Here is a 25922-nt window from a genome sequence, read left to right on the forward strand (position 1 = left end):
ACCCGGAAGGAGTCACGGCATGTCCGGCGACCGTCTCATGCGCATTCACAGCGCCGAGTTCCAGGCCATGGCCGCGAGAGTCCTTCAGGTCACCGAACTCACCACCCGCCTCAACGTCCTGCCTTTCGACGACGAAGCAGGCAAAGCGGAACTGTTCGAACAGATCCTCGGCAAGCCGTTGCCGCCGAGGGTGACGATCCATCCGCCCTTCTTCACGGACCACGGCCTCAACCTCGACCTCGCCGAGCGCGTGTTCATCAACCAGAACTGCACGTTCCTGGACTACGCCGGCATCCGGCTCGGCGAGCGCGTCATGATCGGCCCGAAGGTCACGTTCATCACCATCGGACACCCGGTCGATCCCGGAGAACGACGGCTGTACCTCACCGGCGCACCCATCGACGTGGCGGAGAACGTGTGGATCGGCGCCGGCGCCACGATCCTGCCCGGCGTCAGCATCGGCCGTGACGCCGTGATCGCCGCCGGCGCGGTCGTGGCCGATGATGTTCCGCCGGCAAGCCTGGTGACCGACAGCAAGGCGACCGTACGACGTCAGTGGTGAATCCCCCACCCGCAGCAACGAACCGACGTCACGGCAACAGCCCCGTCGCCTCGCGCCACCACCGTCCGCCACCAACGGCGCGATGGCGGCCAAAGTCGGCGTGATGGGGCACTCAGAGGGGCGGGGCGGAACCGTCGAACCGGGCCCGCCCCGACCTGTGGATGCACATCTGTCGGACCGTCACCCGACCAGCGCCTCCCAGGACTTGGGGCCCGCCTGCCCGTCGACGACGAGGCGGTTCACGTTCTGGTAGGCGCGTACGGCGGAGTTGGTCACGGCGCCGAAGTCGCCGTCGACGGCAAGCCCCGCGCTGTGCTTGTTGAGGGCCACCTGAAGGCCGCGTACATGCGCTCCGGAGCTGCCCTTCCCGAGCGCGTGGACCAGCCTCGGCCAGGTCTTGGGTCCGACCTGGCCGTCCGCCACCAGACCACGGGACGATTGGAACTTCTTGACCGCGTTGACCGACACCGCGCCGTAGTTGCCATCGGCGACCAGCGCGGTGCCGCGCCGGGTGATCAGGTACTGGACGGCTTTCACGGTCGCGCCCACGGCACCGGGACCGATGGCCGGCCAGCCACCGCCCAGGTCCACGCCGCGAGCGGCGAGGTAGGAGACCGGATTGACCGTGGACCCCAACCCTCCGCTGTGGGTCTCGAAGTGGAGGTGGGGACCGGTCACATGGCCCGTGGCACCCATGTCGGCGATGCGCTGCCCGGCGGCGACCTTCGCGTCGAGCGGGATCCGGAACGCGCTGAGGTGCCCGTAGTACGTGTACCGGCCACCGCCGTGCGCGATGACCAGACCGTTCCCCGTGCGCCCCGACAGGACGTCCGTTCCCCGGCGCACCACGGTGCCCGCGGCCGCGGCGTAGACCGCCGTGCCCGTCGAGTTGGTGACGTCCTGGCCGGCGTGCGGGTAGCGGCCGCGCGGGGCCCCGTAGTAGCCGCCCGCGGGGAAGTGGCCCCGGGCGGGGTTGCACCACCGGCCGTCCTTGAGTGTCGCCGCCGCGGCCGACGAGGTCAGGGCCGGTACGCCCGTCAGCGCCACCCCGAGCCCGGCGCCGAAGCCGATCAGCAGCCTTCTGCGTGACGGGCCCACCGGTCGGAGACCGTCCGGTTCCTCCGCCGCACCGCCGGCCGGACCGCACTGCTCGCACATGTCCCGTCCTCCTCACGTCACAGTTCGCTCCACGCGCATTGCTTGACAAGAGCATGCCAGAGTGGCCAGTGGTACTCCAGGGATCCGTTCCGCGCCTGGGCGATATCGACCATGTGCAGCGACCACGGCACCCCAGCTGCTCACCGGAACCCCGGCCGACGCCTTCGCTCCGCGGACACGGTCGCCACCACGTCCGACGCACACCATCACCGTGAGCCAGGTGTATGCGGGCCTCGCCACGCACCGACCTGGCCTAGAGTGGGTCCATGTCCGGGAACGACGCATCACCGAGAGGCTCGGGCACTGAAGTTCCGGGCGTCGACTCGCAATTGCCCGCCACCTTGCATATCGCCGGGCTGGCGCTGAGCCGGACGGAGAGCCCTCCGCAGCTCGCCTGCTGGACCGGCTGCTTCGCGGACGCGGCGGGTGAGAACCAGGTGGCCGTAAGTCTGGTGACCGAGCCGGCTGCCCCGCCGGACGAGTCCGCCCTCCGGCTCGCTCACGATGTTGTGAGCCGCTTCGACGTTTTCGTCGACCAGGCCCTGGAGTACTGCCGCACCCGACTACGTGAACGGCACTTCGGGCTCACAGCCGACGAACTGAGCCAGCTGGATCTTGCCGAGTTGCCGATCGCGGCTCCCGAGGCAACGGTGTGGGCCGACCAGACCTGGGCCATCCGCTTCACCGAGAGCAGACTCCGGCTGGCGGATCCCCACGGAATCCTCGTGACGTTCGACGGAACCCGTCCCGTCGATCTCCAGGGCCTCACCGACGAGCAGTGAACCGCCCGTTGGCAGGTCGAGCGAACGCTCCAGGTCCTCGCGGGTTCCGTGCCCGGGAATGTACGGCTCCCGGCGACAGCGCAGCGGGAAGGGCGCGGGCGTCCCTTCGGGCAGTTCGGCATCACCGTCTTGGAGCCGCGTGCCCAACACCCGTTGACCGACACCAGCCATCTCGGCGAGAAGGAGCGCGCCGATCCCGACATCATGGCCGGCTGTGCGGCATCCGAGCAGATGGCCGGGCATCTGAAGGCCGTGGCATCACCTTCTCCGAAGCGTGCTTGTACGACATCTCATCCGACTATGACGAGCTGTTCGCGAAGGTGGCCGCAGAACTCGCGCAGCTGCACATATCCATTCCCGTCGGTTCCCGTGAGGACCTCGCCGAACTGTCCGCCGGCCCCGCCCCGGAAGACGTGCACGACCGGTTCTTCGACACCGAGCGGGAGAAGCCTGGGCCGTCGCCGAAGGACTTCGGGCCCGGATCACGCGTCAACGGCTCCTACGGCGCCTGATGCGGGTGGCGATCAGGGTGCGCTGTGGAGCCAAGCCGTACGACCCCGGGCTGGACGCCGGCTTCAGCCCGCCGCGCGGAGTCGGCCCGCCGGGGGCCGGCGGCTGCGGACGGGTGGCGTGACCCGGCAGCAGGGCAAGGCGTGGTCGTCCGACGGCCGATGACAGAATCGGGTCATGGGTTTGAACATAGTTGTCGGTGTGCTCGTCGATGCGGAGGACGACTACGCCGAGAAGGTCCGCGCCGACTTTGCCGTGGTCGGCGAGCTGCTGGAGCGTGCGGGAGCACGACGGTGGACTGAGCCCGACCTCGGCAGGAGGGAGAGCGAGGATTCGTGGGGCTACTCGGGCTTGCACACCCTTCGCCGTCTCGCCGTCCACCTCGCGGCAGGCGGGCGCCTGCCCGAGCCCTTGGACGGAAGCCACCGGGCGGCTGACGACTCGCTCCTCAGCAAGGTGTACGAGGACCTCCCGACCGATCCTCCCGGGCCGTTCGACCATCTGGTCCATCATTCGGACTGCGGGGGTTACTACGTCCCCGTCGACTTCACCCACGTCATCGTCGACAAACAGGCGCCGGGCGGCCACCTGGGCTCTTCGGTGCGGCTGCTGGAGGAAACCCGCCGGCTCGCCGAAGCTCTCGGTCTTCCGGAAGACCTCGATCCGGACTCCGAAGAGATCGTCGACGCCGCCGATGCCGCGGAGTCGGCCACCGAGGGGTGGCAGCGTTACGGAATCGAGTCCTATGTATGCCTGCGACTCCTCCACGCTGCGAAACTCTCGATCTCGACCGGAGCAGCCATCGCCTTCACCTGAGAAGGCTGTCGCCGGGCGATGGCGGGTTCAAGTGATCAACGCACCACCCACGGGCGATCATGCGGTGGTGGAGGCACAGGTGCGTGACTTCGGGTTCTCGCCGCCTCAGCGGGAGGAGATCCGGAGACGCTGGCGCGAGGGCGGTCGTCCTGGGGCTTGTTCTCTGTCCGGGCCTCTCGGGACTCACGCTGCCATTCGCGTGCCATAGCGGTCTCCACGGCGCGTCAAGCCGGGCCCGGACTCGTACGCATCAGGTTCAGGAAGACGGCGCCGGCGGGGCTGGAGGGCTCCTCGTCCGCGAGTCCGGTCACGGCGATGCCGAGCTCCCCTCGGTGCGGTGCGGCGAGCATCCGCTCCGAGGTGTCCTCGGTCGGAGCGATCTCCACCTGGGGGTGGTCCTCGTGGAATCCGGCCAGGACGGTCGCCAGGTCGAACGCATGGGCTGCCGCGGCCGCGCGCGATACCAGGCCGGGGGGGGTGACATGACCACGCAGCAGTCCACCCCGGCCTGAAGGCGATCAGGACGCCGCGGGGCCGGTCGTCGGGGCCACGGACTGCGTCGGCAGGGCCTCCGTCCCGGCGGATGCCGCGATGGTGAAAGGGCGCGGACATGCCTCCGCCCCGCCTGCGACGACCACGCCGGCCCGCCCGCCGCGGATCAGGTCCTGCCCCGGGGCAAGGGCCTCCGCACCGGACGCACCGGCGCTCAGCGGCATCCACCGCTCCGCCCGGGCACACGAACGCGGGATCCCGGACCCCGGAGCGGCACACTCGCACAGGACACGATCCAGGCCGCGCCGACGACCGGGTGCGCCGGTGAAGGGTTCGCACGGCGGGCGACGACGCGGCCGGTGGCCGCTCCCGCCGGGTTCAGCCCGCCTTCGGGGGGTTCTGCGTGTCGAAGGCGAAGAGTGTGTTCTTGGCCGCGGCCACGACCAGCGCGCGCCCCACCACGGTCACGCGCGGGCTTGCGCCCTCCTCGCCGGTCAGACCGTCGGCGTGCGGATCTGTTGTCCACAGGACCTTGCCGTCGTGCGGCGACAGCGCGACCACTCGGCCGGTCGCCGAGCTGAAATACAGCGCGTCGGCTCCCGCCACGGGCCCCGAGGCGCCCTCCACGCCCATCTGCCGGGACCACTTCTTCCGGCCGGTCGCGGGGTCGAGCGCCGCGACCAGACCCGTCCGGCTGCTCACGTAGAGGGTGCCGTCCGCCATGCCGGGCGTCCCCGGGTACGTCTCGGCCAGCCGGGAGTACGTGACCTTCCCCGAGGCCGGGTCGACCCGCGCCACCCCGTCGTAGCCGTCCAGCGCCGTCCCGTCCGTGTGCCCCCGCAGGAGTACGAGCCTGCCGTCGGCGACGCCCATCGGCACGGCGGGGCCGTCGACCGCGATGGGCCTGCCCAGTGTCCCCGAGGCGCGGTCGACCGTGTACAGGGTGGGGTGCCGCACCCCCAAGTCGTTCACCTCCTCGTTCGTCGCGCACATCGCGAGGAGCTGCGCGCCCGCCAGAACGGGCGCGCACTGTGTGCCCGCGGGGAACGGCGTCTTCCAGGCGACCTTGCCGGTGTGCGCGTCCCGGGCCTCAAGGCGGGAGTTGTAGGCGTCGACCGTGACGACGGCGGAGCCGACCACCATGGCGTCCTGGCTCCGGCCCGTGACGGCCTGCGACTGAGCGCCGGACGGCACGGACCACAGCTCCCGGCCGTTGTCGGCATCGACGGCCACCACCTCGCTGGGAGGGCCCTGCGGGGCGTCCTGGTCGGCAAAGCGGTAACCGAGCACCGTGTCATCGGTGGCGCCCACCAGGTGCATGCCCTGGACAGGGACGCCCGGGCTCTTCGCGGTCCACACCCGGGAGCCGTCCGAGGCTCGGATCCGGGTCGCGACGACACCGCCGCCCCCGCAGAACAGCGCGTCGCCGCGTGCGACGCAACGAAGTTCGTCGGGGATGTCCTCACGACCGCCCAGCACGGACTTGCGCCACGGCCCGAAGCCCTCCGGAAGCGCGAGACCCGGCACCGCGACCCTGTCGCCCTTGTCGCCGCGGTCGGCCCCGAAGCCGCCCGCTGCCAGCGCGGCGACTCCCCCGCCGATCGCCGCCACCGCGACCGCGGCCGCGAGCACGGGCCGCCAGCGGCGACGCAGACGAAGGCCGACCGAGGTCCCGGTGCTCCCCGCATCGGGGCCGGGCCGGGCGGTGGCCGGGGCATTCGGCGCCGGGGTGACCGGCGTCGCGAGGTGATGCTGGGTGATCATGTCGCGGGTGCGGCCCGCGCCGGCGCCGTTCGCGTCGGCCCCGTCCGCCCCGCCGAGATCGGTCGGCAGGTCCCGCAACAGCACGAGGAGTTCGTCCGCCGTGGGACGCCCCTCGGGCTCCTTGGCCAGGCACGGCTCGACGACCACGCGCAAGGCCTCCGGCACCGCGTCCAGCGACGGCTCGTCATGCACCACCTGATACGCCGTGATGTACGGGCTGTCCGCGTCGAAGGGCCCGTGGCCCGTCGCTGCGTACACCAGCAGCGTCCCCAGCGAGAAGACGTCGGACCGCGGTCCCACACCACGCGGCGCCTGCAACTGCTCCGGCGACATGAACGGCGGCGTACCGATGACCCGTCCGGTCATCGTCAGCGTCTGCTGGTCCACGGCGCGCGAGATGCCGAAGTCGATGACGCGCGGGCCCTCGGGCGAGAGCACGACGTTCGAGGGCTTCAGGTCGCGGTGGACGACGCCCACCCGGTGGATGTCGCGCAGCGCCTCCGCCAGTCCGATGGCGAGCCTCCGCAGCTCCGCCCCGTTCAGCGGGCCTTCCGCCGCGATGTGCTGGGCGAGTGTGTGCCCCTCGATGTAGGTCGTCGCCATCCACGGCTGCTCGGCATCGGGGGCGGCGTCGACCACGGCGGCGGTGAACGCGCCGCTCACCCGCCTCGCCGCCGCCACCTCCTGCCGGAAACGGATGCGGAACTCGTCGTCCCCCGCGAACTGCTGGTGGATCAGTTTGATCGCGACAGGTCGCCCCGAGCTCGTGCGGGCCAGGAAGACCGTGCCCATGCCACCCGAGCCGAGCCGCGCCTCAAGCGGATAACCGCCGATCTCGGCTGGATCACCTCCGCGCAGCGACACTCTTCCCGACCTCCCGTCCCCCGTGCACCTCTGCCGCCACGGGCCTGCGTACCTGTACCTGTCCTGCACACAAACTAGCCGCAGGGCAGTACGGCAGAGCAAAGCGGGTGACGAACAAGGAGCCCGCAGCCGCTCCGGCGCCCTCCGCGCCGGAGCCCCGCCAACCCGAAGCCGGCCCAGTCCCGGCCACTAAATAGGTCCAGGACATCACCAGCCGGACAGAACATCGCAAAGTTTACGCAAAGCCGTCAAGCGGATCGCGGGCGAAGCGCACGAGTTACGGAGAAGCCTCCCCGCGGTCTGTGAGCCGGGGCGGCATCGACCGGGCCGCAGCGCCGTTGCCGGGCAGCCCGGCCGGGAGGCCTCCCGCGAAGAGTGACCCGCCCGGCCGAGCGCGGGGGCTCACACGGTTGCGATGCCCGGGTCGCTCACGCCGGCTCGACCGTTCTCGACGTGTCCGGCCATGCGCCGCAGGAATCCCGCGTTGCCCTCGACGACGACCGTCAGGTCGTACCACCGTTTGGTGGCCCGCAGGTCGATGCTCTGCACAACGGTGGCGCCGGCGCGGACCGTGACGGTTCGGCGCTCGCCGCCGTACGCGTCGGCCAGGGCGAGGTTCGCGTCGGCCGCCGACGGGTTGGTCAGGGTGAGTTTCAGTCCGCCCGCCTCATGACGTGTCGTCACTTCGGGTTCGGCGGCTTTGTTGTTGCCCCTGAAGGTGCGCAGAAAACCGTTCGGGCCATGGACCGTGAGGTCGTAACCACCGCCGGAGTAGACCGAGTTCCAGGAGTCGGACACGGGCTTCCCGGCTGCCGTGGTGTACGTCCACGGGCCGTCGGTGCGCTTCTGTGAGCGCACCTGGAAGGCGGCACCCGCCCGGTCTCCCGCACTGAACGTCAGCCTGTACTTGCCCGAAGCGAGGTCTGCGGCTCCGTCGACGTAGGGGGCGTAGGGAAGCGGGCGGCTCGGCCGCGCCCCTGCCTCTTGCCGGGGCAGGGCCCCCTGGGCGGGCGGCCTCGGTACGTAGCTGTCGTGGCGGTCGCGGTCCGGCGGGGTGTAGCCCGCGGTGTCCGGCAGGTCGGCCGGGTCCGTGACCTTGAGGGAGAAGTCGAAGGCGGATGTGAGGTCGCCGCAGATGGCGCGCCGCCATGGTGAGATGTTGGTTTCCTCGACTCCGAACCGGTTCTCCATGAAGCGCAGGATCGAGGTGTGGTCGAAGGTCTCGGAGCAGACATATCCGCCGGTGGACCACGGTGAGACGACGATCATCGGGACACGCTGCCCGAGGCCGTAGGGACCTGCGGCGTATCCCGCACTGCCCTTGTGGTGGTCGAGGGCGGTGTCGACGGTGGACAGTCCCTGGGCGGCGGAAGCCGGAGGGTAGGGCGGCACGACGTGGTCGAAGTAGCCGTCGTTCTCGTCGTACGTGATGAACAGGGCGGTCCTGCTCCACACATCGGGGTTCGAGGTGAGCGCGTCAAGGACGTGAGAGATGTACCAAGCGCCGTAGTTGGCAGGCCAGTTGGGGTGCTCGGAGAACGCCTCGGGGGCCGCGATCCAGGAGATCTGCGGCAGCCTGGCCGCCTTGACGTCGGCTCTGAGGATGTCGAAGTATCCGTCTCCCGCCTTGGCGTTCGTGCCGGTGCGGGCCCTTTCGTACAGGGGGTCGCCGGGTTTGGCGTTGCGGTAGCTGTTGAAGTACAGCAGGGAGTTGTCGCCGTAGTTGCCGCGGTACGCGTCGTCGATCCAGCCCCAGCCGCCGGCCGCGTCGAGGCCGTCGCCGATGTCCTGGTACACCTTCCAGGAGACACCCGCCTTCTCAAGGCGCTCGGCGTACGTCGTCCAGCCGTAGCCCGCTTCCTGGTTGCCGAGGACCGGGCCGCCGCCGGTGCCGTCGTTGCCGACGTGCCCGGAGAGCATGTAGTAGCGGTTCGGGTCGGTCGCGCCCATGAACGAGCAGTGGTAGTCGTCGCAGACGGTGAACCTGTCGGCGAGGGCGTAGTGGAACGGGATGTCGTCCCGTGTCAGGTACGCCATGGTGCCGGTGCCTTTGGCGGGGATCCAGTTGTCGTACCTGCCGTTGTTGAACGCGCTGTGACCACCGGCCCAGTCGTGGTCGAGGCCCGCGATGAACTGCATCCCCAGGTCGTCGGCGTCGGGGTGGTAGGGCAGGGTCTCCTTGCCGCCGCCGGCCTGGTGCCATACCGGCTTGCCGCTGGGCAGCGTCACCGGGCGGGGGTCCCCGAAGCCCCTGACGCCCTTCATCGACCCGAAGTAATGGTCGAAGGACCGGTTCTCCTGCATGAGGACGACGATGTGTTCGATGTCCTGAACGGTTCCGCTGCGGCGGGCCGCGGGGATGGCCGCGGCGCGGTCGATGGAGCCGGACAGAGCGGCGAACCCGGTGGTGGCTCCGGCGATCTGAAGGAAGCGACGCCGATTGATTTCGGTCATGGCTGTGGGGGTCCTCCTGTTGCTTCGGCGATGTCCGTCCACGAAGAGGGGCAGACGGAGTATTCAAGAGGACCCGGGCCGGGGGAAAGTGGGCCGAGGTGACGGTCGGGCAAAATGTGGGCGGCCCGCGCGCGGGCCGTGAGCGGCCACCGGGGGAAGGATTCCGGAGCCGATCGGCCGCCGCGGCCAGGGCGCATCTCGCACACCCGGGACGCGTGGCGCCCCCGGAGGCCGCGCCGTCCCGCACTGTCTCGCGACTCCCCGCAGCGCCCCGTCCCGACCCCGGCGGCAACTGCCCGAGGGAGATCTCCTCCGGCCGGAACGACCGGCCATCCACCGAACAGGTCATCCGTCCCGGACCCTTGACTGGTTGTCAGGTCCGCGCCATCCTCGATGGAACCTACGCGCGAGTAAGTTGGCGCGCCCGTCCCGGACATCGAAGGTAGCCCGGATGACTCTCCTCCGCAGACGCGGACTGTTTGCCGTTGTCGTCACCCTCCTGCTCGCACTCGGTGTGGGCTCCCCGCCGGCCGCCGGCGCCGGCACACCCTGGTGGGAGCCCACGGCACGCCCCGCCGCCGATTCACAGATCGACGTCACCGGCGAACCCTTCCACGGCACGGACAGCCAGGGCCGGGTCCGCGGCTTCGTCGACGCGCACAATCACGTGATGTCCAACGAGGGCTTCGGCGGCCGCATCATCTGCGGCAAGCCGTTCTCCGAAGCGGGAATCGCCGACGCGCTCGCGGACTGCCCCGAGCACTATCCCGACGGCTCGCTCGCCCTCTTCGAGAACGTGACCGGCGGTTCGAACGGCCATCACGACCCGGTGGGCTGGCCGACGTTCAAGTCCTGGCCCGCCCACAACTCCCTGAGCCACCAGCAGAACTACTACGCGTGGCTGGAGCGCGCTTGGCGCGGCGGCCAGCGGATCCTGGTCAACGACCTGGTCACCAACGGCCTGCTGTGCTCGATCTACGTCAGGGACCGCGGCTGCAACGAGATGGACGCCATTCGTCTCGAAGCCCGCAAGACCTACGAGATGCAGGACTACATCGACAAGATCTACGGCGGAACGGGCAAGGGCTTCTTCCGCATCGTCACCGACTCCACCCAGGCCCGCCAGGTCGTCGCGGACGGCAAGCTCGCCGTGGTGCTCGGCGTCGAGACCTCGGAACCCTTCGGCTGCAAGCAGATCCTCGACGTGTCCCAGTGCAGCCGGGCCGACATCGACAGCGGCCTGGACGAGCTGTACGAGCTCGGTGTGCGCAGCATGTTCCTGTGCCACAAGTTCGACAACGCACTGTGCGGGGTGCGGATGGACTCCGGCACCATCGGAACGGCCGTGAACATCGGCCAGTTCCTCTCCACCGGCACCTTCTGGACCACGGAGAAGTGCAGCGGTCCGCAGCACGACAACCCCTCCGGCAACGCGGCCGCCCCGGCCGAGGTGACCAAGCTGCTGCCCGCGGGGGTCAAGGTGCCCGCGTACGACAGCGGCGCGCAGTGCAACACCCGTGGGCTGACCCGTCTCGGCGAGTACGCGGTCAAGGGGCTGATGAAGCGCAACATGATGTTCGAGGCCGACCACATGAGCGTCAAGGCCGCCGGCCGCGCCCTGGACCTGCTGGAGTCGGCGAACTACCCGGGGGTGCTCTCCAGCCACAGCTGGATGGACGACGGCTGGCTGGAACGCGTCTACCGCCTCGGCGGCTTCAAGGCCTCGTACATGTCCAGTGCCGACAGCTTCGCCAAGGAGTCCGACGGGACCAGGACACTGCGCCAGAAGTACGGTGTCGGACTGGGTTACGGCACCGACATGAACGGCGTCGGCGGCTGGCCCGGACCGGTGGGGCCCGACGCCCCCAACGCGGTCAAGTACCCCTTCCGCAGCGCCGACGGCGGTTCCGTCGTCGACCGTCAGCAGACCGGGCAACGTACCTGGGACTTCAACACCGACGGCGCGGCCCAGGTCGGCATGGTGCCCGACTGGATCGAGCAGATCCGGCTCAGCGGCGGCAAGGACACCGTGCAGGACCTGCTCGGCGGCGCGGAGTCCTACCTCCGTACCTGGAGGGCGACCGAACTCCACACGCCCGAACCCGACCTCGCCGCCGGTGTCGCGGCGAGCGCCGGTGAGACGGAGTGGAACCCGTTCACCAGCTACGCCGCCGCGAAGGCCGTGGACGGCGACACCGGAACGAGGTGGGCGAGCGGCTGGTCGGACGACCAGTGGCTGCGGCTCGACCTGGGCGGCTCCCGTACGGTCGGCAAGGTCTCCCTGGACTGGGAAGAGGCCTATGCACGTGCCTACCGGATCGAGGTCTCGGACGACGGGACCACATGGCGGACGGTGTGGTCCACGGACAGCGGGGACGGCGGCCTGGACAATGCGGTGTTCAGCCCGGTGCAGGCGCGGTACGTCCGTTTCCACGGCGTGACACGGGCCACCAAGTACGGCTACTCGATCAACGAGGCAGCGGTGTACGGCCGCTGAGCTACTCCCGCACCAACGTCAGGATCTGGTCCGCGACGATGTCGAGCACGTCGCCCGCCTTCTCCTCGTCGCCCAGCACGAGGAAGTTGAGGGTGAGCCCGTCGGTCAGCGCGGCCAGATACCTGGCCGCCGCGGGCTCGGGCACCGCCAGCTCCACGCCGAGGACGGCGGGGAGTTGGCGGATCACCTTGGTGTGTGCCGCGAGATAGCGCTCGTACTGCCGCCGGGCGAGATGCTCGTAACCGGGCTCCCGCAGGGCGTACTGGGTGAGTTCGTACGTCAGCATGTGCTCGCCGGGATTGGCCAGCACATGATCCCAGTACGCCTGGAGCCCGGCGCGGACCGTCTCGCGCAGGGTGGGCCTGCGGACGAGCGTGCTGAGGACGTCCGACTCGGAGTGCTCCGAGATGGTGTCCATCACCGCTTCGAGCAGCTCCTGCTTGGATTCGAAGCAGTAGTGGAAGACGCTCAGCGAGACACCCGCCTCCGCGACGACGGACCGCGTCGTGGTCTTCGCGACACCGTCGCGGGCCATCACCCGGATCGCGGCCTCGACCAGTTGCCTGCGCCGCTGCGCCGACGGCATCCGCCCCATGACGCCTCCTCCCCTGACCGGCGCAAGCATACGCCGCAGGGGTCACGGAGCAGCGGGCCGCGGTGACGGCGCCGCGCTCCTGTCGCCACACTGACCGTGCGGGTCCGCCAGGAGGCCGTCCGGCCAGGACCCGGCGGGAGGGCCGTTCGCCGGGCGGGGACCGGTGGCCGCGTCTCCGGTGCCGCGACGCCTTCCGACCGGGCCCGGCCGCCCGCGGTGAATCCGGCGAGCGCAACAGCGTGTGGATCGCTGTCCGCTCTGTGCGCTTCGGGTGAATTCCCGGAGTGTTCCCGCCGCGTGAGTCCCGCCGGGCAGGAGCCGCGCTCACGCTCGATCGGAACGGACCGCAGCCACCGGGAGATCGCCGTGCACATCCTGCTTGTCGCAAGCGCCTTCAACAGCCTCACCCAACGTGTCCAGGCGGAGCTGAGGGACCACGGGCACTCCGTCGCCGTACAGCTCGCACACGAGGAGGAACCGGTCCGGGAGGCCGTCCGCCGGGAGTGCCCGGCCCTTGTTGTGGCGCCGTACCTGAAGACCGCGATCCCGAGGGACGTCTGGTCGGTCCACACCTGTCTCGTCGTCCATCCGGGGCCGGTCGGCGACCGCGGGCCCTCGTCGCTGGACTGGGCCGTCCACGAGGGAGCGGACCGCTGGGGCGTCACCGTGCTTCAGGCGAACGCGGAAATGGACGCCGGCGACGTATGGGCGTCCGTGACCTGTCCGCTGCCCCCGGTGGGCAAGAGCGACCTGTACCGCAACGAGATCTCGGACGCCGCCGTGGCGGCGGTGCTCCTGGCGGTGGGACGCTTCGCGTCGGGGACGTACACCCCCATGCCGCAGGCCTCCGGCGGCGAAAGCTGCCGCCCCCTGTTCCGCCAATCGCTGCGTCGCATCGACTGGCGGTCGGACTCCACCGCGACGGTGGTCCGCAAGCTCAGGGCGGCGGACTCCCAGCCCGGTGTGCTCGACGAGTTCCTGGGCGGCGAGTGGTTCCTGCACGGCGGGTATCCCGAGTCCCGGCTGGGCGGTCGTCCGGGGGACGTGGTGGCCACCCGGGACGGCGCGATCTGCCGGGCGACCACCGACGGCGCGGTGTGGATTCCCGAGCTGCGGCCACGGCGGGCGCCGGGCGGCCCGGCCACCTTCAAACTCCCCGCCACGTCGGCGGCGGCCGGGCGACTGCGCACCGTGCCCGAGCGGCCGGCTCCGCCGCACCGGACCGGGGACGGCGGCACCTGGTCCGAGATCGGCTACCGGGAGGAGGCCGGGACCGGCTTCCTGTCGTTCTCGTTCCGTGGCGGCGCCATGAGCACGGCACAGTGCCGACGCCTGCTGCGCGCCTACCGGTTCGCCTGCTCACGGCCCACCTCGGTGCTGGTCATCGGCGGCGGCCGGGACTTCTTCTCCAACGGGATCCACCTCAACGTGATCGAGGCGGCGGCCGATCCCGGCGCCGAGTCCTGGGCCAACATCAACGCCATGGACGACCTGGTGGAGGCGGTGCTGACCACCGCGGACCGGCTGGTCGTCGCCGCGCTGGCCGGGAACGCCGCGGCGGGCGGGGTGATGCTGGCCCTCGCAGCCGACGAGGTGTGGTGCAGGGCGGGCGCGGTGCTCAATCCGCATTACCGCCTGATGGGGCTCTACGGATCGGAGTACTGGACGTACACGCTGCCGCGGCGGGTGGGGGCGCCGGCTGCCGAGCGGCTCATGCGGGACGCCCTGCCGGTCAGCTCCACCGCGGCCCACCGGCTCGGTCTGGTCGACAGGGTGATCCCGTGCGCACCCCGGTCGTTCGACTCGGAGGTCGGCGCCCTGGCGACCCGCCTGGCGGCCCTGCCCGCGACGCAGTCCCGGATCCACGCGAAGAAGACGGAGCGGGACCGGGTCGACCTGGCCCCGTACCGGGACGCGGAACTCGTCCGCATGCGCCGCATCTTCGCAGACCCGCACCACCCGTACCACGGGCTGCGCCGGGCCTTCGTCCGCAAGGAACGCCCGGCGTCCGCGACCTCGGTCCCACGACCCCCGTTCCCCCAGGGCTGACCGCGGTGCGGCGGCGGAGCGGCTACCGCTGCTCCGCCAGCCAGTCGTACCAGTGGGCCAGACCCTCGCCGGTGGTCGCCGAGACGGTCAGCACGCGCACGTCCGGGTTCACCGAGCGCGCGTGCCGCGCGCACTGCTCGACGTCGAAGTCGACATGGGGCAGGAGATCGGACTTGTTGATCAGGATCAGGTCGGCGGCGGCGAACATGTACGGGTACTTCAGCGGCTTGTCCGTGCCCTCGGTGACCGAGATGATCACGACCTTGCTCCGCTCCCCCAGGTCGAACAGGGCGGGGCACACCAGGTTTCCGACGTTCTCCACCATGAGCAGCGAGCCCTCGGCCGGGGACAGTGCCGCGAGGGCGTCCCGCATCATCTCCGCGTCGAGGTGACACCCCGCCCCCGTGTTCACCTGCACCACGTCGCAGCCCGTACGCCTGATCCGGTCGGCGTCGAGCCTCGTCTCCTGATCGCCCTCGACGACGGCCACCGGCCGACGACCGCCGAGGTCGGTGACGGTGCGTTCCAGCAGGGTGGTCTTGCCCGCGCCCGGCGAGCTCATCATGTTCACGGCCACGACACCGCGGTCGGTCATCCACGTCCGGTTGCGCTCCGCGACCAGGTCGTTCTTCGCGAGTACCTTCTGCTCGATGGTGACGGTCTCACCGGCTCCGCCCGGCTGACGACGCCCGTGTGGACGAGGGTGCGGATGCGGGTGCGGATGCGGGTGCGGATGTCCGTGTTCCGGCGCACCGTCCTCCCGCAGCATCACGACCCTGGTTCCGCCGGACTCCTCGGCACAGCCGCAGGTACCGCACATGGTTCAGCCCACTTCCATGGAGACGATCTGCAGTTCCTGTCCCGATGTGATCTCCACATCCGCGCTGCCGCAGGGACACAGCAGAATCAGGTCGGTCAGGGTGAATGCGACGGCACAGGTGCGGCAGCGGCCGGCGCCGGGCGGCTGGTCGATCTCCAACTGCGCGCCCTCGGCGGCCGTTCCCTCCGTGACCAGGCCGAAGCAGAACCGCATCGAGTCGGGCACCACGGCCGTGAGCGCGCCGACCCGGACGCGGACGGAGCGGACCGGACGCCCCCCGGCACGTTCGCACACCGAGTCGACGACGCTCTGTGTGATGGCCAGCTCGTGCACCGGTGCCTCGCCCTTCCGCGGTTGGCTCCGACCGTAGGGCCACGAAAGGACCGTGACGCCGTCCGACGGGACCGGCCCCCCGCCCGGACCACCCGAGCGGCCCACCGCATGCCGTCATTCGGCCCCCGGCATCGGGCCGGGGCGGCGAATTCCCCTGTTGCCGGTGCCCACGGATCGAGGCGTGATGGTAGCAATGTGCGCGTACCCACCCGTGGGGGCCGATGGCCGGTTGGGCCGTCATCCTGAAAGGCGACACTGCCATGCCGACAAAGGAAGCGATAAAGGCGGAGGACACACTGATCCACGTGCTGTGGATCAATGCGGGACTGAGCTGCGACGGCGATTCCGTCGCCCTGACCGCGGCCACGCAGCCGAGCATCGAGGAAATCGCGCTCGGCGCCCTGCCCGGACTTCCGCAGGTCGCCGTCCACTGGCCGCTCATCGATTTCGAATGCGGCCCGACCGGCGGCGCCGATGATTTCCTCGAATGGTTCTTCAAGGCCGATCGCGGAGAACTGGAACCGTTCGTCCTGGTGGTCGAGGGGTCCATTCCGAACGAGCAGCTGCACGACGAGGGGTACTGGTGCGGATTCGGCAACGATCCCGCCACCGGACAGCCCATGACGACCAGCGAGTGGCTCGACCGGCTGGCCCCGAAGGCGACCGCGGTCGTCGCGGTCGGCACCTGCGCGACATACGGCGGCATCCACGCCATGGCGGGCAACCCGACCGGCGCAATGGGGGTTCCCGACTACCTGGGCTGGGACTGGAAGTCCAAGGCCGGGATCCCGATCGTGTGCGTCCCGGGGTGCCCGATCCAGCCGGACAACCTCTCGGAGACGCTCACCTACCTGCTCTACATGGCCACCGACCAGGCGCCGATGATCCCGCTCGACGACGCGCTGCGGCCCAAGTGGCTGTTCGGATCGACGGTCCACGAGGGCTGCGACCGAGCCGGGTACTACGAGCAGGCCGACTTCGCGACGGAGTACGGCTCACCGAAGTGCATCGTCAAACTGGGCTGCTGGGGCCCCGCGGTCAAGTGCAACGTGCCCAAGCGCGGCTGGATGAACGGCATCGGCGGCTGCCCCAACGTCGGTGGCATCTGCATCGGCTGCACCATGCCCGGGTTCCCGGACAAGTTCATGCCGTTTATGGACGAGCCCCCCGGAGGAAAGCTCTCCACCAACGCGGTCGGGCCGTACGGGGCGACGATCCGGCGGCTGCGCCGCCTCACCACCCACGCCCTGGACCGCGAACCGAAATGGCGCAAGCCCGGCAAGAAACTCACCACCGGCGCCACACGCACCTGGTGAGTGACCGCGTACGTCACCGCAACGGACAGAAGGAAGAGGCGGCGCAATGACCGCGACGCAGCACAAGGGTGCCGGGGGCGGCCAGGGAAAGAACGACCTGGTCGAAATGGCGTGGGATCCCATTACCCGGATCGTCGGCAGCCTGGGGATCTACACGAAGATCGACTTCAAGCAGAAGGTGGTGGCCGAGTGTCACAGCACCAGCTCCATCTTCCGGGGCTATTCGGTCTTCATGAAGGGAAAGGACCCCCGGGACGCGCACTTCATCACGAGTCGCATCTGCGGAATCTGCGGTGACAACCACGCCACCTGTTCCTGTTACGCGCAGAACATGGCGTACGGCGTGAAGCCGCCGCACCTCGGCGAATGGATCGTGAATCTCGGCGAGGCCGCGGAGTACATGTTCGACCACAACATCTTCCAGGAGAATCTGGTCGGGGTCGACTACTGCGAGAAGATGGTCGCGGAGACCAACCCCGGAGTACTGGAACAGGCCAACCGCACCGCTTCCCCGCACGCCGACGCGCACGGATACCGGACGATCGGCGACATCATGCGATCGCTGAACCCGTTCACCGGCGAGTTCTACCGCGAGGCGCTCCAGGTCAGCCGGATGACCCGGGAGATGTTCTGCCTGATGGAGGGCCGGCACGTCCACCCCTCCACCCTGTATCCCGGCGGCGTCGGCACCGTGGCGACCATCCAGCTGATGACGGACTACATCACCCGGCTCCAGCGCTACGTCGAGTTCATGAAGAAGGTCGTGCCGATGCACGACGACCTCTTCGACTTCTTCTACGAGGCCCTGCCGGGGTACGAGCAGGTCGGCAACCGGCGCATCCTGCTGGGCTGCTGGGGCTCCTTCCAGGACCCGGAGCACTGCAACTTCGAGTACAAGGACATGACCGACTGGGGCCGGAAGATGTACGTCACCCCCGGTGTCGTCGTCGACGGGAAACTGGTCACCACCGACCTGGTGAAGATCAACCTCGGCATCCGGATCCTGCTCGGTTCGTCCTACTACAACGACTGGGACGAGCAGGAGACCTTCGTCTCCCACGACCCCCTCGGCAATCCGGTCGACCGGCGCCACCCGTGGAACCAGCACACCAACCCGCAGCCCCAGAAGCGGGACCTGGACGACAAGTACAGCTGGGTCATGTCGCCGCGCTGGTTCGACGGCAAGGACTACCTGGCGCTCGACACGGGCGGCGGCCCGCTCGCCCGACTGTGGACGACCGCGCTGGCCGGACTGGTCGACATCGGCTACATCCAGGCCACCGGCCACAGCGTCAGGATCAACCTCCCCAAGACCGCGCTCAAGGGACCGGTGGAGCTGGAGTGGCACGTCCCGAAGTGGAGCAACACCATCGAGCGCAACCGGGCGCGCAGCTACTTCCAGGCCTACGCGGCCGCCTGCGCGCTGCACTTCGCGGAGAAGGCACTCGCGGAGATCCGGTCCGGGAACACCAAGACCTGGGAGAAGTTCGAGGTGCCGGAGGAGGGTGTGGGCTGCGGGTTCACCGAGGCGGTGCGCGGGGTGCTCTCGCACCACATGGTGATCCGGGACGGCAGGATCGCCAACTACCACCCGTACCCGCCGACCCCGTGGAACGCGAGCCCTCGCGACACGTACGGCACGCCGGGCCCGTACGAGGACGCCGTGCAGGGCCAGCCGATCTTCGAGGAGAACGACCGGGAGAACTTCAAGGGCATCGACATCATGCGCACGGTGCGCAGCTTCGACCCCTGTCTGCCCTGCGGTGTGCACATGTATCTCGGTGAGGGCAGGAAGCTGGAGCTCCTGCACTCCCCCACCCAGTCCGCGGGCGGTGAGTGATGGCGCGGGAGGATGCTCCGGCCGCGCCCGACTGGCGGAGTACCGGTGAACGCATCGACACCCTGATCGCCGCCGGCGGCTCGGGCGGCGCGGTAGCCCGCGAGCGCAGCGAGGAACTGGTCCGGCTCGTCGCCGACTTCTACGGTGCCGGGCTGGAACGGCTGCTCGACCTCATGCACGAGCGGGGGCGGCTGGACGACGAGGTCCTGGCCGCCCTGGCCGAGGACGAGCTGGTGTCCTGCGTCCTGCTGGTGCACGGGCTGCATCCGTACGGCGTGGAGACCCGGGTCGAGCGGGCTCTGGAGAGCGTACGGCCGTATCTCGGTTCGCACGGCGGTGATGTGGAGCTGCTCGCCGTCACCGACGAGGGCACCGTCCGGCTGAGGCTGCTGGGCAGTTGTGACGGCTGCCCGTCGTCCTCGGTCACGCTCAGGCTGGCCGTTCAGGGTGCGGTGGAGGCGGCGGCGCCGGAGATCACCTCGATCGAGGTCGAGACCGCGGCCGACGAGGGCCTCGGGGCGGCGGGGCCGCTGGTACCGGTGGACTCGCTGTTCACCCGGCTGCACGCGGGATCGGGGACGGCCGGCGAGGACGGTGCCTCGTGGGAGGTCGTGCCGGAGCTGTCGGCGCTGGAGTCCGGCGCCGTGGCCCGGTTCGATGTCGGCAGGATGCCGGTGGTGGCCTGTCGGGTGGGCACCGGTCTCTTCGCCTTCGAGGACCGGTGCGCGCGCTGCGAGCGGCCGTTCGAGGGAGCCACACTGGCGCGGCGACTGGGCGGCCGGTCCGGGGACGCGGTTCTGCGCTGCGCCGGGTGCCACGCGCACTACGACGTGCGGCGGGCCGGGGTCTGCCTCGACGGGGAAGGTGCGCATCTGGCACCGCTGCCCCTGCTGTCGGACGGTGGAGCGGTCTCGGTGGCGGTCCCCGCGGCGGTGGCGTCGTGATCGCCGCCGGCCGTTCCGCCTCACCGGCGTCCACCCTGCTGCGGCTCAGGCGCAACGGGCCCCGGCCGCCCGCCGGTGAGCGCTGCGAGATGTGCGCGGAACCGATCGGCGAGAGCCACTCCCATGTGGTGAACCTCGACAGCCGCGCCCTGATGTGCTGCTGCCGGGCCTGCTATCTGCTGTTCGCCGACGAGAACGCGGAGCTGCGCTACCGGGCGGTCCCCGAGCGGTATCTGCACTTCGCCGGGCTGGCGGTGGACGGGCGTGCCTGGGACGAGCTGCAGATTCCCGTGGGGCTCGCCTTCCTGTTCCGCAACTCCGTCCAGGACCGGATGGTCGCGTTCTATCCCGGGCCCGCCGGGGCCACCGAGTCGGAACTGCCGCTGGACGCCTGGGCCGCCGTCGTCGAGTCGAGCCCGGAGCTCGCCGTGTTGCGCCCGGACGTGGAGGCGCTGCTGATCCGGCGTACGGCGGAGCGGGACGGTTCGTGCCATCTCGTGCCGATCGACGCCTGCTACGAGTTGGTGGGGCAACTGCGCTCGCTGTGGCGCGGGTTCGACGGTGGCGCCGAGGCCCGTACCGCGATGGACGGCTTCTTCGCGCGGGTGGCGGACCGCAGCCGGCCCGCCGCGGGGATCGGGGCGCCGTGAACGACTTCGCGTTCTCCGTGCTCGACATCGTCGCCGAGCCGTACGCGGCGGTACCGCAGCTGACCGCGCGGCTGCGGATCGAAGAGCGGACGGGCCGGCGGATCCACGCCGTCGCGCTGCACTGCCAGGTCCGCATCGAACCGCAGCGGCGCCATTACGACGAGGCCGAACAGAGCGGTCTGGTTGGGCTGTTCGGCCACCGGGACCGCTGGACGGACACCCTCAAACCGTTCCGGTGGATGAGCTGCGACACCACCGTTCAGGGGTTCAGCGACGCGACCGAGGTCGATCTCGCCCTGCCCTGCACCTACGACTTCGACGTGATCGGCTCCCGCTATCTGCACGCCCTGGGCGAGGGTTCGGTGCCCCTCGTCCTGATGTTCTCCGGCACGGTCTTCACCCGCGGCAGCAAGGGCTTCGGGGTCGAGCAGGTGCCGTGGGACTGCGAGGCCAGGTATCCGATGCCGGTCGAGGTGTGGCGGAGCATGATGGCGGCGCACTACCCGAGCACCGGATGGATCCGGCTGGACCACGAGGTGCTGGCACGCTTCGCGGACTTCCGGGCCCGCCGCGGGCTGATCAGCTGGGACGAGACGGTCCAGGCCCTCCTGGCCGAGCACGACGAGGTGGTCACGTGAGTCTTGACCAGGTGCGCTCGATCGCCGACGCCGTCCTGTACGAGGGGTACCTCCTGTACCCGTACCGGGCGAGTTCGCACAAGAACCGGTCGCGCTGGCAGTTCGGGGTCCTCGGCCCGCCGCACGCGACGGCGGCGAGTTTCGGCGAGGAGCCGGAGATGGAGCTGCAGTGCCTGCTGGCACCGCAGGACGGGGCTGCGGCCGTCACCGTGCATCTGCGCTTCCTCCAGCTCCAGGTCCGCGAGGTACGGAGCACGGACCAGGACGGGGTGGACACACCGGTGGAGCGGCTCGTCGTCGACGGGGAGTCGGTGATGTCCTGGGACGAGGCCGTCGAGCGTGAAGTGGTGCTGCCCGCCCAGCCGTTGGGGGAGGCGGCGGACGCCGTCCACGAGGTCCCGGGCGGTGAGGACACCGAGCCGGTGGCCGACGCGCGGGGTGTGGTGGTGGGCCGGATCGTACGGCGGCGGCTGCCGTTGACGGTCCGGGTCCGTACCCGGGCCGTCGTCGACGACGGATACGTGCGGCTCTCGGTTTCGGTGCGCAATGAGCATCCGGAACCCGCGGCCACCAAGGACGCCGCGATCCGGTCCTCGCTGATCGGCGCGCATCTGCTGCTGCGGGCGCACGACACCGAGTTCGTCTCGCTGCTCGAACCGCCCGCCGGGGCGGCAGCGGCCGCCGGCCGTTGCCGGCAGCGCAGGTGCTGGCCCGTACTGGCCGGACCGAAGGGGACGACCGACACCCTGCTCGGTGCACCGATCATCCTGTACGACCACCCGGAGGTCGCCGAGCAGAGTCCCGGCGCGCTCTTCGACTCGACGGAGATCGACGAGATCCTGACCCTCCGCGTGATGACCATGACGGAGGAGGAGAAGGCGGAGGCCCGGGCCACCGACCCCCGGGCCCGGGAGATCATCGACCGGTGCGACGGCATGTCGCCCGCCGACCTCCAGCAGCTGCACGGCCTGCTGCGCGATCCGCACCCGCCGCGGCCCGCGGCTCCCGTGGGCCCGGCGGCCGACGTCCGGGACGTGGAACCCGCTGCCTTCGACACCGCGGGCGCCCCCTGGTGGGACCCGGCGGCCGACGCCTCGGTTCGGCCGGGGAGCGACGCGGTCGTCATCGACGGGGTCCGGGTGGCCAAGGGCAGCCTGGTCCGTGTCCACCCCTCCCGGCGGGCGGACGCGCAAGATCTGTTCTTCGCCGGACAGGTGGCCCGGGTGACGGCGGTTCTCTCGGACGTGGACGGCGGTACGCACATCGCTCTGGTCCTCGTCGACGACCCCGCGTCGGACCTGCACGACTGGTACGGGCGCTACTTCTACTTCGCACCCGACGAACTGACACCGCTGAGCGCCGAGGAGACGGCGCAGCACCGAGAGGAGAACCGATCGTGAAGACCCTGGGCATCATCACCGCCGGAGCGGCCGCGGCCGTGGCGGTCGTCGCCGTGATGGTCGGGATCAGGTCGATCCCCGACATCCGCCGCTATCTGCGCATCCGTTCGATGTGAATGCCGATCCGAGCGAAATGAGCAGGGAGCAGGGAGCACCCATGGCGGACACACCGGAGAGGAACAGCTGCATCGAGGAGGAGCCGCGGGAGAAACGGGGCCCGACGGGGTTCCGCTCCAGCGTGGCGGACCGTCCGCCGGGCACCTCGGACGAACGCTCCGGCGCCTCCGTACACCCGCGGAGCACTCAGGACCCGAATGCGCCGGCGCCCGGTCCGGGGGCGGCTGACCGGAGATGACGAAGGAACCCGACACCGCCGCCCGGGTGCTGGTCGCGGGCATCGGCAATCTGTTCCTCGGCGACGACGGCTTCGGCCCCGAGGTGGTGCGCCGACTGGCCCTCGACGGGGGGTTGCCCCCGCAGGTCCGGGTGGTGGACTACGGCATCCGAGGCATGCATCTCGCGTACGACCTGCTCGACGGGTACGACGCGCTGGTTCTGGTCGACGCGTACCCGGGGGGCGGCGCCCCCGGGGAGGTGACGGTGCTCCGCATCGGTGTGGAGGACCTCGGTTCGGGTGAATTCGACGCTCACGGGATGAATCCGGTTGCTGTCCTGGCAAATCTGGATCAACTGGGCGGTACGCTTCCGCTCACCTACCTCGTCGGCTGCACACCCGCCGGAGTCGAGGAGGGCATCGGGCTCGGCGAAGCCGTCGACAGCGCGGTGCCCGAGGCGATGCAGACAGTGCACACCCTTGTCCGGCAGCTCGTGCCGGCCGTAGCGACCGCGTCCGTGAACAGCACCCGACCCCGGAGACCCTGATCATGTGCCTAGGCATTCCTGGCCGCGTCGTGGAGATCGTGGACGGGTATGCGGGCCAGCTGGCTCTGGTCGACGTGGAGGGCGCCAGGCGCCGTGTCAACATCGGCATGCTCGACGAGGCACCCGGTCGCGACGACTGGGTGCTTCTCCACATGGGATTCGCCGTCGAGCTCATCGACCGGGCGAAGGCCCAAGAGGCCCTGTCGGGGCTGGAGATGATGGGCCGCGGCCGGGAGCAGCGGATCCGGCGCAGATTCGAGGTGCGCGGCGTCGTGCAGGGTGTGGGCTTCCGGCCCTTCGTCTATGTCACCGCCTCGGAACTGCTGCTCACGGGCTCGGTGACGAACACCGGCGACGGGGTACTCGCCGAGGTCGAGGGAACGGCCGGGGCGGTGGAGGAGTTCGGCCGCCGGCTGAGCGCCGACGCCCCTGCGCTCGCGGTCGTCGAGGACGTGCGGACGAGCGAACTGCCGGCGCGCGGCGGTACGGGCTTCACCATCGAGCGCTCCAGCGCGCCGGGCCGGGCCAGGACGTTGGTCTCGCCCGACATCGCCACCTGCCGGGACTGCCTCGACGAGCTGGGCGATCCGTCGAACCGGCGCTACCGCCACCCGTTCATCACCTGTACGCACTGTGGCCCCCGGTTCACGATCGTCACCGGCCTTCCGTACGACCGGGCCGCCACCACGATGGCGGACTTCGAGATGTGCGGGGTCTGCCGGGCGGAGTACGAGGATCCGTGCGACCGGCGATTCCACGCCCAGCCGATCGCCTGTCCCGACTGCGGACCGCGGCTCGAACTGGTCGGCGGGGCAGGCGTGTCCCTGTCCCGTGACGAGGACGCTCTGCGTACGGCCCGCAAGCTCCTCGCCGAGGGCGGGATCATCGCGGTCAAGGGGCTCGGCGGGTACCACCTGGTCTGCGACGCCCGCGACGACACGGCCGTGGCCGAGCTGCGCCGGCGCAAGCGGCGCGGTGGCAAGCCGTTCGCGGTCATGGTGCCGGACCTCGACGTCGCGCGGCGGCTGGTGACCGTCACGGCGGACGAGGAGGAGCTCCTGTCCGGTGGCCGCCGCCCGATCGTGCTCCTGCCCCGGCGCACCGCCGGGCCGGGGGCAGGGGTGTCCGACGCCGTGGCGCCCGGCAGCCCCCACCTCGGGCTGCTCCTTCCGTACACCCCGTTGCACGTCCTGCTCCTCGGGATCGGGGACGACGACCCGGGCCCGGACGCACTGGTGATGACGTCGGCCAATGTGTCGGGCGAGCCGATCGTCACCGACGACGGCGACGCGCTGGCCGTTCTGGCACCGCTGGTCGATGCCTGGCTGCGGCACGACCGGCGCATCCACGTACCGTGCGACGACTCGGTCAGCCGCTGGGCCGCCGGTGCCGAGCTGCCGCTGCGTCGCTCGCGCGGCTACGCGCCGCTGCCGATCGCACTGCCCTTCGACGTGCCCCCGACACTCGCCGTGGGAGCCGATCTGAAGAACACCTGTGCGCTGGCCGAGGGCCGCTACGCCTGGCTGAGCCAGCACATCGGCGACATGGACGACCTGTCCACGGTCGGCGCTCTGACCCGGACCGAGCAGCATCTGGAGAACCTCACCGGAGTGGCGCCCACCCGGCTGGTGGCCGACCGCCACCCCGGCTACCACTCCGGCGACTGGGCTCGGGCCCACGCGGCCGGGCGGCCGGTCCGCACCGTACAGCACCACCACGCGCACATCGCGTCCGTCATGGCGGAGCACGGCCTGGGCGCGGACGAGCGCGTGATCGGCATCGCCTTCGACGGCACCGGCCACGGCAGCGACGGGGCGGCCTGGGGCGGCGAGGTCCTGGTGGCCGGCTACGCGTCGTTCGGCAGGGCCGCCCACCTGGGTTACGTGCCCTTGGCCGGGGGCGACGCGAGTGTGCTGCGGCCGTACCGGATGGCCCTCGCGCATCTGCACGCGGCCGGTATCCGCTGGGACGACGACCTGCCCGCGGTGCGTGCCTGCCCGCCCGCCGAACGTGACGTACTGGCCCATCAGTTCGCCACCGGATTCGGTTGCGTGCCCACATCGGGCATGGGCCGGCTCTTCGACGCGGTCGCGTCCCTGGCCGGCGTCCGGCACGTGGTGGTGTACGAGGCGGAGGCGGCCATGGAACTGGAAGGGCTGGCCCGTGCCGCGGCAGCCGGGCCCGGGGGCGGCTACCGCTTCGGCGTCCGGCCCGGGAAGGGGGAGGAACCCGCCGTCGCGGATCCGGGCCCGATCGTGCGGGCCGTGGTCTCCGATGTGCGGGCCGGTGTTCCGGCCGAGCTGATCGCCGCGCGTTTCCACACCGCCGTCGCCGCTCTGGCCGTCCGCCTCGCCGAGCTCTGCCGCACGGGCACCGGACTCTCCACCGTGGCGCTGGGCGGTGGTGTCTTTCAGAACGCCGTACTGCTCGAAGCGACTCGACACGGCCTGACCGAACGGGGTTTCACCGTCCTGCGGCCGCGCCTGCTCCCCCCGAACGACGGTGGGATCGCCCTCGGCCAGCTCGTGATCGCCGCATCGGGCTGACGCCGCCGCA

The 25922-nt window shown here is 70.5% G+C and carries 23 protein-coding genes; 15 read left to right on the forward strand and 8 right to left on the reverse strand.

What is annotated here, in order from left to right:
• The first annotated feature begins 19 nt into the window (after window positions 1-19).
• On the forward strand, window positions 20-562 hold the full coding sequence (locus ACGF8B_RS34365; protein WP_392746092.1) for a DapH/DapD/GlmU-related protein: 543 nt from the start codon (window positions 20-22) through the stop codon (window positions 560-562).
• Between the two features lie 180 nt (window positions 563-742).
• On the opposite strand, the gene ACGF8B_RS34370 is transcribed toward ACGF8B_RS34365, so the two are convergent.
• Complete coding sequence (locus ACGF8B_RS34370) at window positions 743-1609, reverse strand: peptidoglycan DD-metalloendopeptidase family protein (RefSeq protein ID WP_392746236.1); 867 nt, start codon at window positions 1607-1609, stop codon at window positions 743-745.
• Between the two features lie 377 nt (window positions 1610-1986).
• Here ACGF8B_RS34370 and ACGF8B_RS34375 point away from each other — a divergent pair, with 377 nt between their 5' ends.
• The 3 genes from ACGF8B_RS34375 to ACGF8B_RS34385 all read left to right on the forward strand — a co-directional run bounded on the left by ACGF8B_RS34375 (window position 1987) and on the right by ACGF8B_RS34385 (window position 3828).
• Complete coding sequence (locus tag ACGF8B_RS34375; RefSeq protein ID WP_392746094.1) at window positions 1987-2502, forward strand: hypothetical protein; 516 nt, start codon at window positions 1987-1989, stop codon at window positions 2500-2502.
• Between the two features lie 278 nt (window positions 2503-2780).
• Entirely contained in the window at window positions 2781-3014 is a 234-nt protein-coding gene (locus tag ACGF8B_RS34380; RefSeq protein ID WP_392746095.1) for a hypothetical protein, read from the forward strand.
• Window positions 3015-3189: 175 nt separating this feature from the next.
• A complete protein-coding gene (locus tag ACGF8B_RS34385; RefSeq protein WP_392746097.1) occupies window positions 3190-3828 on the forward strand; it encodes a hypothetical protein in 639 nt (212 codons plus the stop codon).
• A gap of 224 nt (window positions 3829-4052) precedes the next feature.
• Here ACGF8B_RS34385 and ACGF8B_RS34390 read toward each other — a convergent pair whose 3' ends face one another.
• From ACGF8B_RS34390 to ACGF8B_RS34405, 4 genes are all read right to left on the reverse strand, one after another.
• On the reverse strand, window positions 4053-4214 hold the full coding sequence (locus ACGF8B_RS34390) for a hypothetical protein (RefSeq protein ID WP_392746099.1): 162 nt from the start codon (window positions 4212-4214) through the stop codon (window positions 4053-4055).
• A 132-nt stretch (window positions 4215-4346) separates the two neighbouring features.
• Complete coding sequence (locus ACGF8B_RS34395) at window positions 4347-4544, reverse strand: beta-ketoacyl synthase N-terminal-like domain-containing protein (protein ID WP_392746101.1); 198 nt, start codon at window positions 4542-4544, stop codon at window positions 4347-4349.
• A gap of 154 nt (window positions 4545-4698) precedes the next feature.
• On the reverse strand, window positions 4699-6948 hold the full coding sequence (locus tag ACGF8B_RS34400; protein WP_392746102.1) for a serine/threonine-protein kinase: 2250 nt from the start codon (window positions 6946-6948) through the stop codon (window positions 4699-4701).
• 402 nt (window positions 6949-7350) lie between these two features.
• The gene (locus ACGF8B_RS34405; RefSeq protein WP_392746104.1) at window positions 7351-9402 is read right to left on the reverse strand and encodes a phosphocholine-specific phospholipase C; all 2052 of its coding nucleotides are present in this window, start codon (window positions 9400-9402) and stop codon (window positions 7351-7353) included.
• Between the two features lie 451 nt (window positions 9403-9853).
• Between ACGF8B_RS34405 and ACGF8B_RS34410 the strand changes: the two genes are divergently transcribed.
• A complete protein-coding gene (locus ACGF8B_RS34410; protein ID WP_392746106.1) occupies window positions 9854-11899 on the forward strand; it encodes a discoidin domain-containing protein in 2046 nt (681 codons plus the stop codon).
• A gap of 1 nt (window position 11900) precedes the next feature.
• Here the strand turns inward: ACGF8B_RS34410 and ACGF8B_RS34415 are convergent, their stop codons facing one another.
• Window positions 11901-12494, reverse strand: coding sequence for a TetR family transcriptional regulator (locus tag ACGF8B_RS34415; RefSeq protein WP_342280323.1), 594 nt, complete (start codon window positions 12492-12494; stop codon window positions 11901-11903).
• Between the two features lie 366 nt (window positions 12495-12860).
• Between ACGF8B_RS34415 and ACGF8B_RS34420 the strand changes: the two genes are divergently transcribed.
• Window positions 12861-14543: a hydrogenase maturation protein gene (locus tag ACGF8B_RS34420; protein ID WP_392746108.1), complete on the forward strand. Its 1683-nt coding sequence runs from the start codon at window positions 12861-12863 to the stop codon at window positions 14541-14543.
• A 22-nt stretch (window positions 14544-14565) separates the two neighbouring features.
• On the opposite strand, the gene hypB is transcribed toward ACGF8B_RS34420, so the two are convergent.
• Window positions 14566-15363 carry a hydrogenase nickel incorporation protein HypB gene (gene hypB / locus ACGF8B_RS34425; protein ID WP_392746110.1) on the reverse strand — a complete coding sequence of 266 codons (798 nt, stop codon included), beginning with the start codon at window positions 15361-15363 and terminating at the stop codon, window positions 14566-14568.
• Window positions 15364-15366: 3 nt separating this feature from the next.
• A complete protein-coding gene (locus tag ACGF8B_RS34430) occupies window positions 15367-15696 on the reverse strand; it encodes a hydrogenase maturation nickel metallochaperone HypA (protein ID WP_392746112.1) in 330 nt (109 codons plus the stop codon).
• 260 nt (window positions 15697-15956) lie between these two features.
• On the opposite strand from ACGF8B_RS34430, the gene ACGF8B_RS34435 reads away from it, so the two are divergent.
• The 9 genes from ACGF8B_RS34435 (at window position 15957) to hypF (ending at window position 25912) form a co-directional block, all read left to right on the forward strand.
• Window positions 15957-17012 carry a hydrogenase expression protein HypE gene (locus ACGF8B_RS34435; protein ID WP_392746113.1) on the forward strand — a complete coding sequence of 352 codons (1056 nt, stop codon included), beginning with the start codon at window positions 15957-15959 and terminating at the stop codon, window positions 17010-17012.
• A gap of 46 nt (window positions 17013-17058) precedes the next feature.
• A complete protein-coding gene (locus ACGF8B_RS34440) occupies window positions 17059-18852 on the forward strand; it encodes a nickel-dependent hydrogenase large subunit (protein ID WP_392746114.1) in 1794 nt (597 codons plus the stop codon).
• On the forward strand, window positions 18852-19796 hold the full coding sequence (locus ACGF8B_RS34445) for a NifU family protein (protein WP_392746116.1): 945 nt from the start codon (window positions 18852-18854) through the stop codon (window positions 19794-19796). Before ACGF8B_RS34440 ends, ACGF8B_RS34445 begins: the two co-directional genes overlap by 1 nt.
• Window positions 19793-20446, forward strand: coding sequence for a DUF5947 family protein (locus tag ACGF8B_RS34450; RefSeq protein WP_392746117.1), 654 nt, complete (start codon window positions 19793-19795; stop codon window positions 20444-20446). Before ACGF8B_RS34445 ends, ACGF8B_RS34450 begins: the two co-directional genes overlap by 4 nt.
• Complete coding sequence (locus tag ACGF8B_RS34455; RefSeq protein ID WP_392746118.1) at window positions 20443-21084, forward strand: DUF6084 family protein; 642 nt, start codon at window positions 20443-20445, stop codon at window positions 21082-21084. Before ACGF8B_RS34450 ends, ACGF8B_RS34455 begins: the two co-directional genes overlap by 4 nt.
• Window positions 21081-22484, forward strand: coding sequence for a hypothetical protein (locus ACGF8B_RS34460; protein ID WP_392746120.1), 1404 nt, complete (start codon window positions 21081-21083; stop codon window positions 22482-22484). The genes ACGF8B_RS34455 and ACGF8B_RS34460 overlap by 4 nt, the downstream gene beginning before the upstream one ends.
• Complete coding sequence (locus ACGF8B_RS34465; protein WP_392746122.1) at window positions 22481-22600, forward strand: DUF6893 family small protein; 120 nt, start codon at window positions 22481-22483, stop codon at window positions 22598-22600. The genes ACGF8B_RS34460 and ACGF8B_RS34465 overlap by 4 nt, the downstream gene beginning before the upstream one ends.
• 235 nt (window positions 22601-22835) lie before the next feature.
• A complete protein-coding gene (locus ACGF8B_RS34470) occupies window positions 22836-23366 on the forward strand; it encodes a hydrogenase maturation protease (RefSeq protein WP_392746124.1) in 531 nt (176 codons plus the stop codon).
• Window positions 23367-23368: 2 nt separating this feature from the next.
• Complete coding sequence (gene hypF / locus ACGF8B_RS34475) at window positions 23369-25912, forward strand: carbamoyltransferase HypF (RefSeq protein ID WP_392746125.1); 2544 nt, start codon at window positions 23369-23371, stop codon at window positions 25910-25912.
• Window positions 25913-25922 lie beyond the last annotated feature (10 nt).

Origin of the sequence: Streptomyces sp. NPDC047917, assembly GCF_043204345.1 — a bacterium.
GTDB classification, from domain to species: domain Bacteria; phylum Actinomycetota; class Actinomycetes; order Streptomycetales; family Streptomycetaceae; genus Streptomyces; species Streptomyces sanglieri.

What these genes read in the sequence shown, in the direction of transcription:
- ACGF8B_RS34365 (WP_392746092.1), top strand. Translation starts at nt 20, where the DNA reads ATGTCCGGCGACCGTCTCATGCGCATTCACAGCGCCGAGTTCCAGGCC.
- ACGF8B_RS34385 (WP_392746097.1), top strand. Translation starts at nt 3,190, where the DNA reads ATGGGTTTGAACATAGTTGTCGGTGTGCTCGTCGATGCGGAGGACGAC.
- ACGF8B_RS34410 (WP_392746106.1), top strand. Translation starts at nt 9,854, where the DNA reads ATGACTCTCCTCCGCAGACGCGGACTGTTTGCCGTTGTCGTCACCCTC.
- ACGF8B_RS34445 (WP_392746116.1), top strand. Translation starts at nt 18,852, where the DNA reads ATGGCGCGGGAGGATGCTCCGGCCGCGCCCGACTGGCGGAGTACCGGT.
- ACGF8B_RS34415 (WP_342280323.1), bottom strand. Translation starts at nt 12,494, where the DNA reads ATGGGGCGGATGCCGTCGGCGCAGCGGCGCAGGCAACTGGTCGAGGCC.
- ACGF8B_RS34440 (WP_392746114.1), top strand. Translation starts at nt 17,059, where the DNA reads ATGACCGCGACGCAGCACAAGGGTGCCGGGGGCGGCCAGGGAAAGAAC.
- ACGF8B_RS34435 (WP_392746113.1), top strand. Translation starts at nt 15,957, where the DNA reads ATGCCGACAAAGGAAGCGATAAAGGCGGAGGACACACTGATCCACGTG.
- ACGF8B_RS34405 (WP_392746104.1), bottom strand. Translation starts at nt 9,402, where the DNA reads ATGACCGAAATCAATCGGCGTCGCTTCCTTCAGATCGCCGGAGCCACC.
- hypF (WP_392746125.1), top strand. Translation starts at nt 23,369, where the DNA reads ATGTGCCTAGGCATTCCTGGCCGCGTCGTGGAGATCGTGGACGGGTAT.
- ACGF8B_RS34375 (WP_392746094.1), top strand. Translation starts at nt 1,987, where the DNA reads ATGTCCGGGAACGACGCATCACCGAGAGGCTCGGGCACTGAAGTTCCG.
- hypB (WP_392746110.1), bottom strand. Translation starts at nt 15,363, where the DNA reads ATGTGCGGTACCTGCGGCTGTGCCGAGGAGTCCGGCGGAACCAGGGTC.
- ACGF8B_RS34395 (WP_392746101.1), bottom strand. Translation starts at nt 4,544, where the DNA reads ATGCCGCTGAGCGCCGGTGCGTCCGGTGCGGAGGCCCTTGCCCCGGGG.
- ACGF8B_RS34470 (WP_392746124.1), top strand. Translation starts at nt 22,836, where the DNA reads ATGACGAAGGAACCCGACACCGCCGCCCGGGTGCTGGTCGCGGGCATC.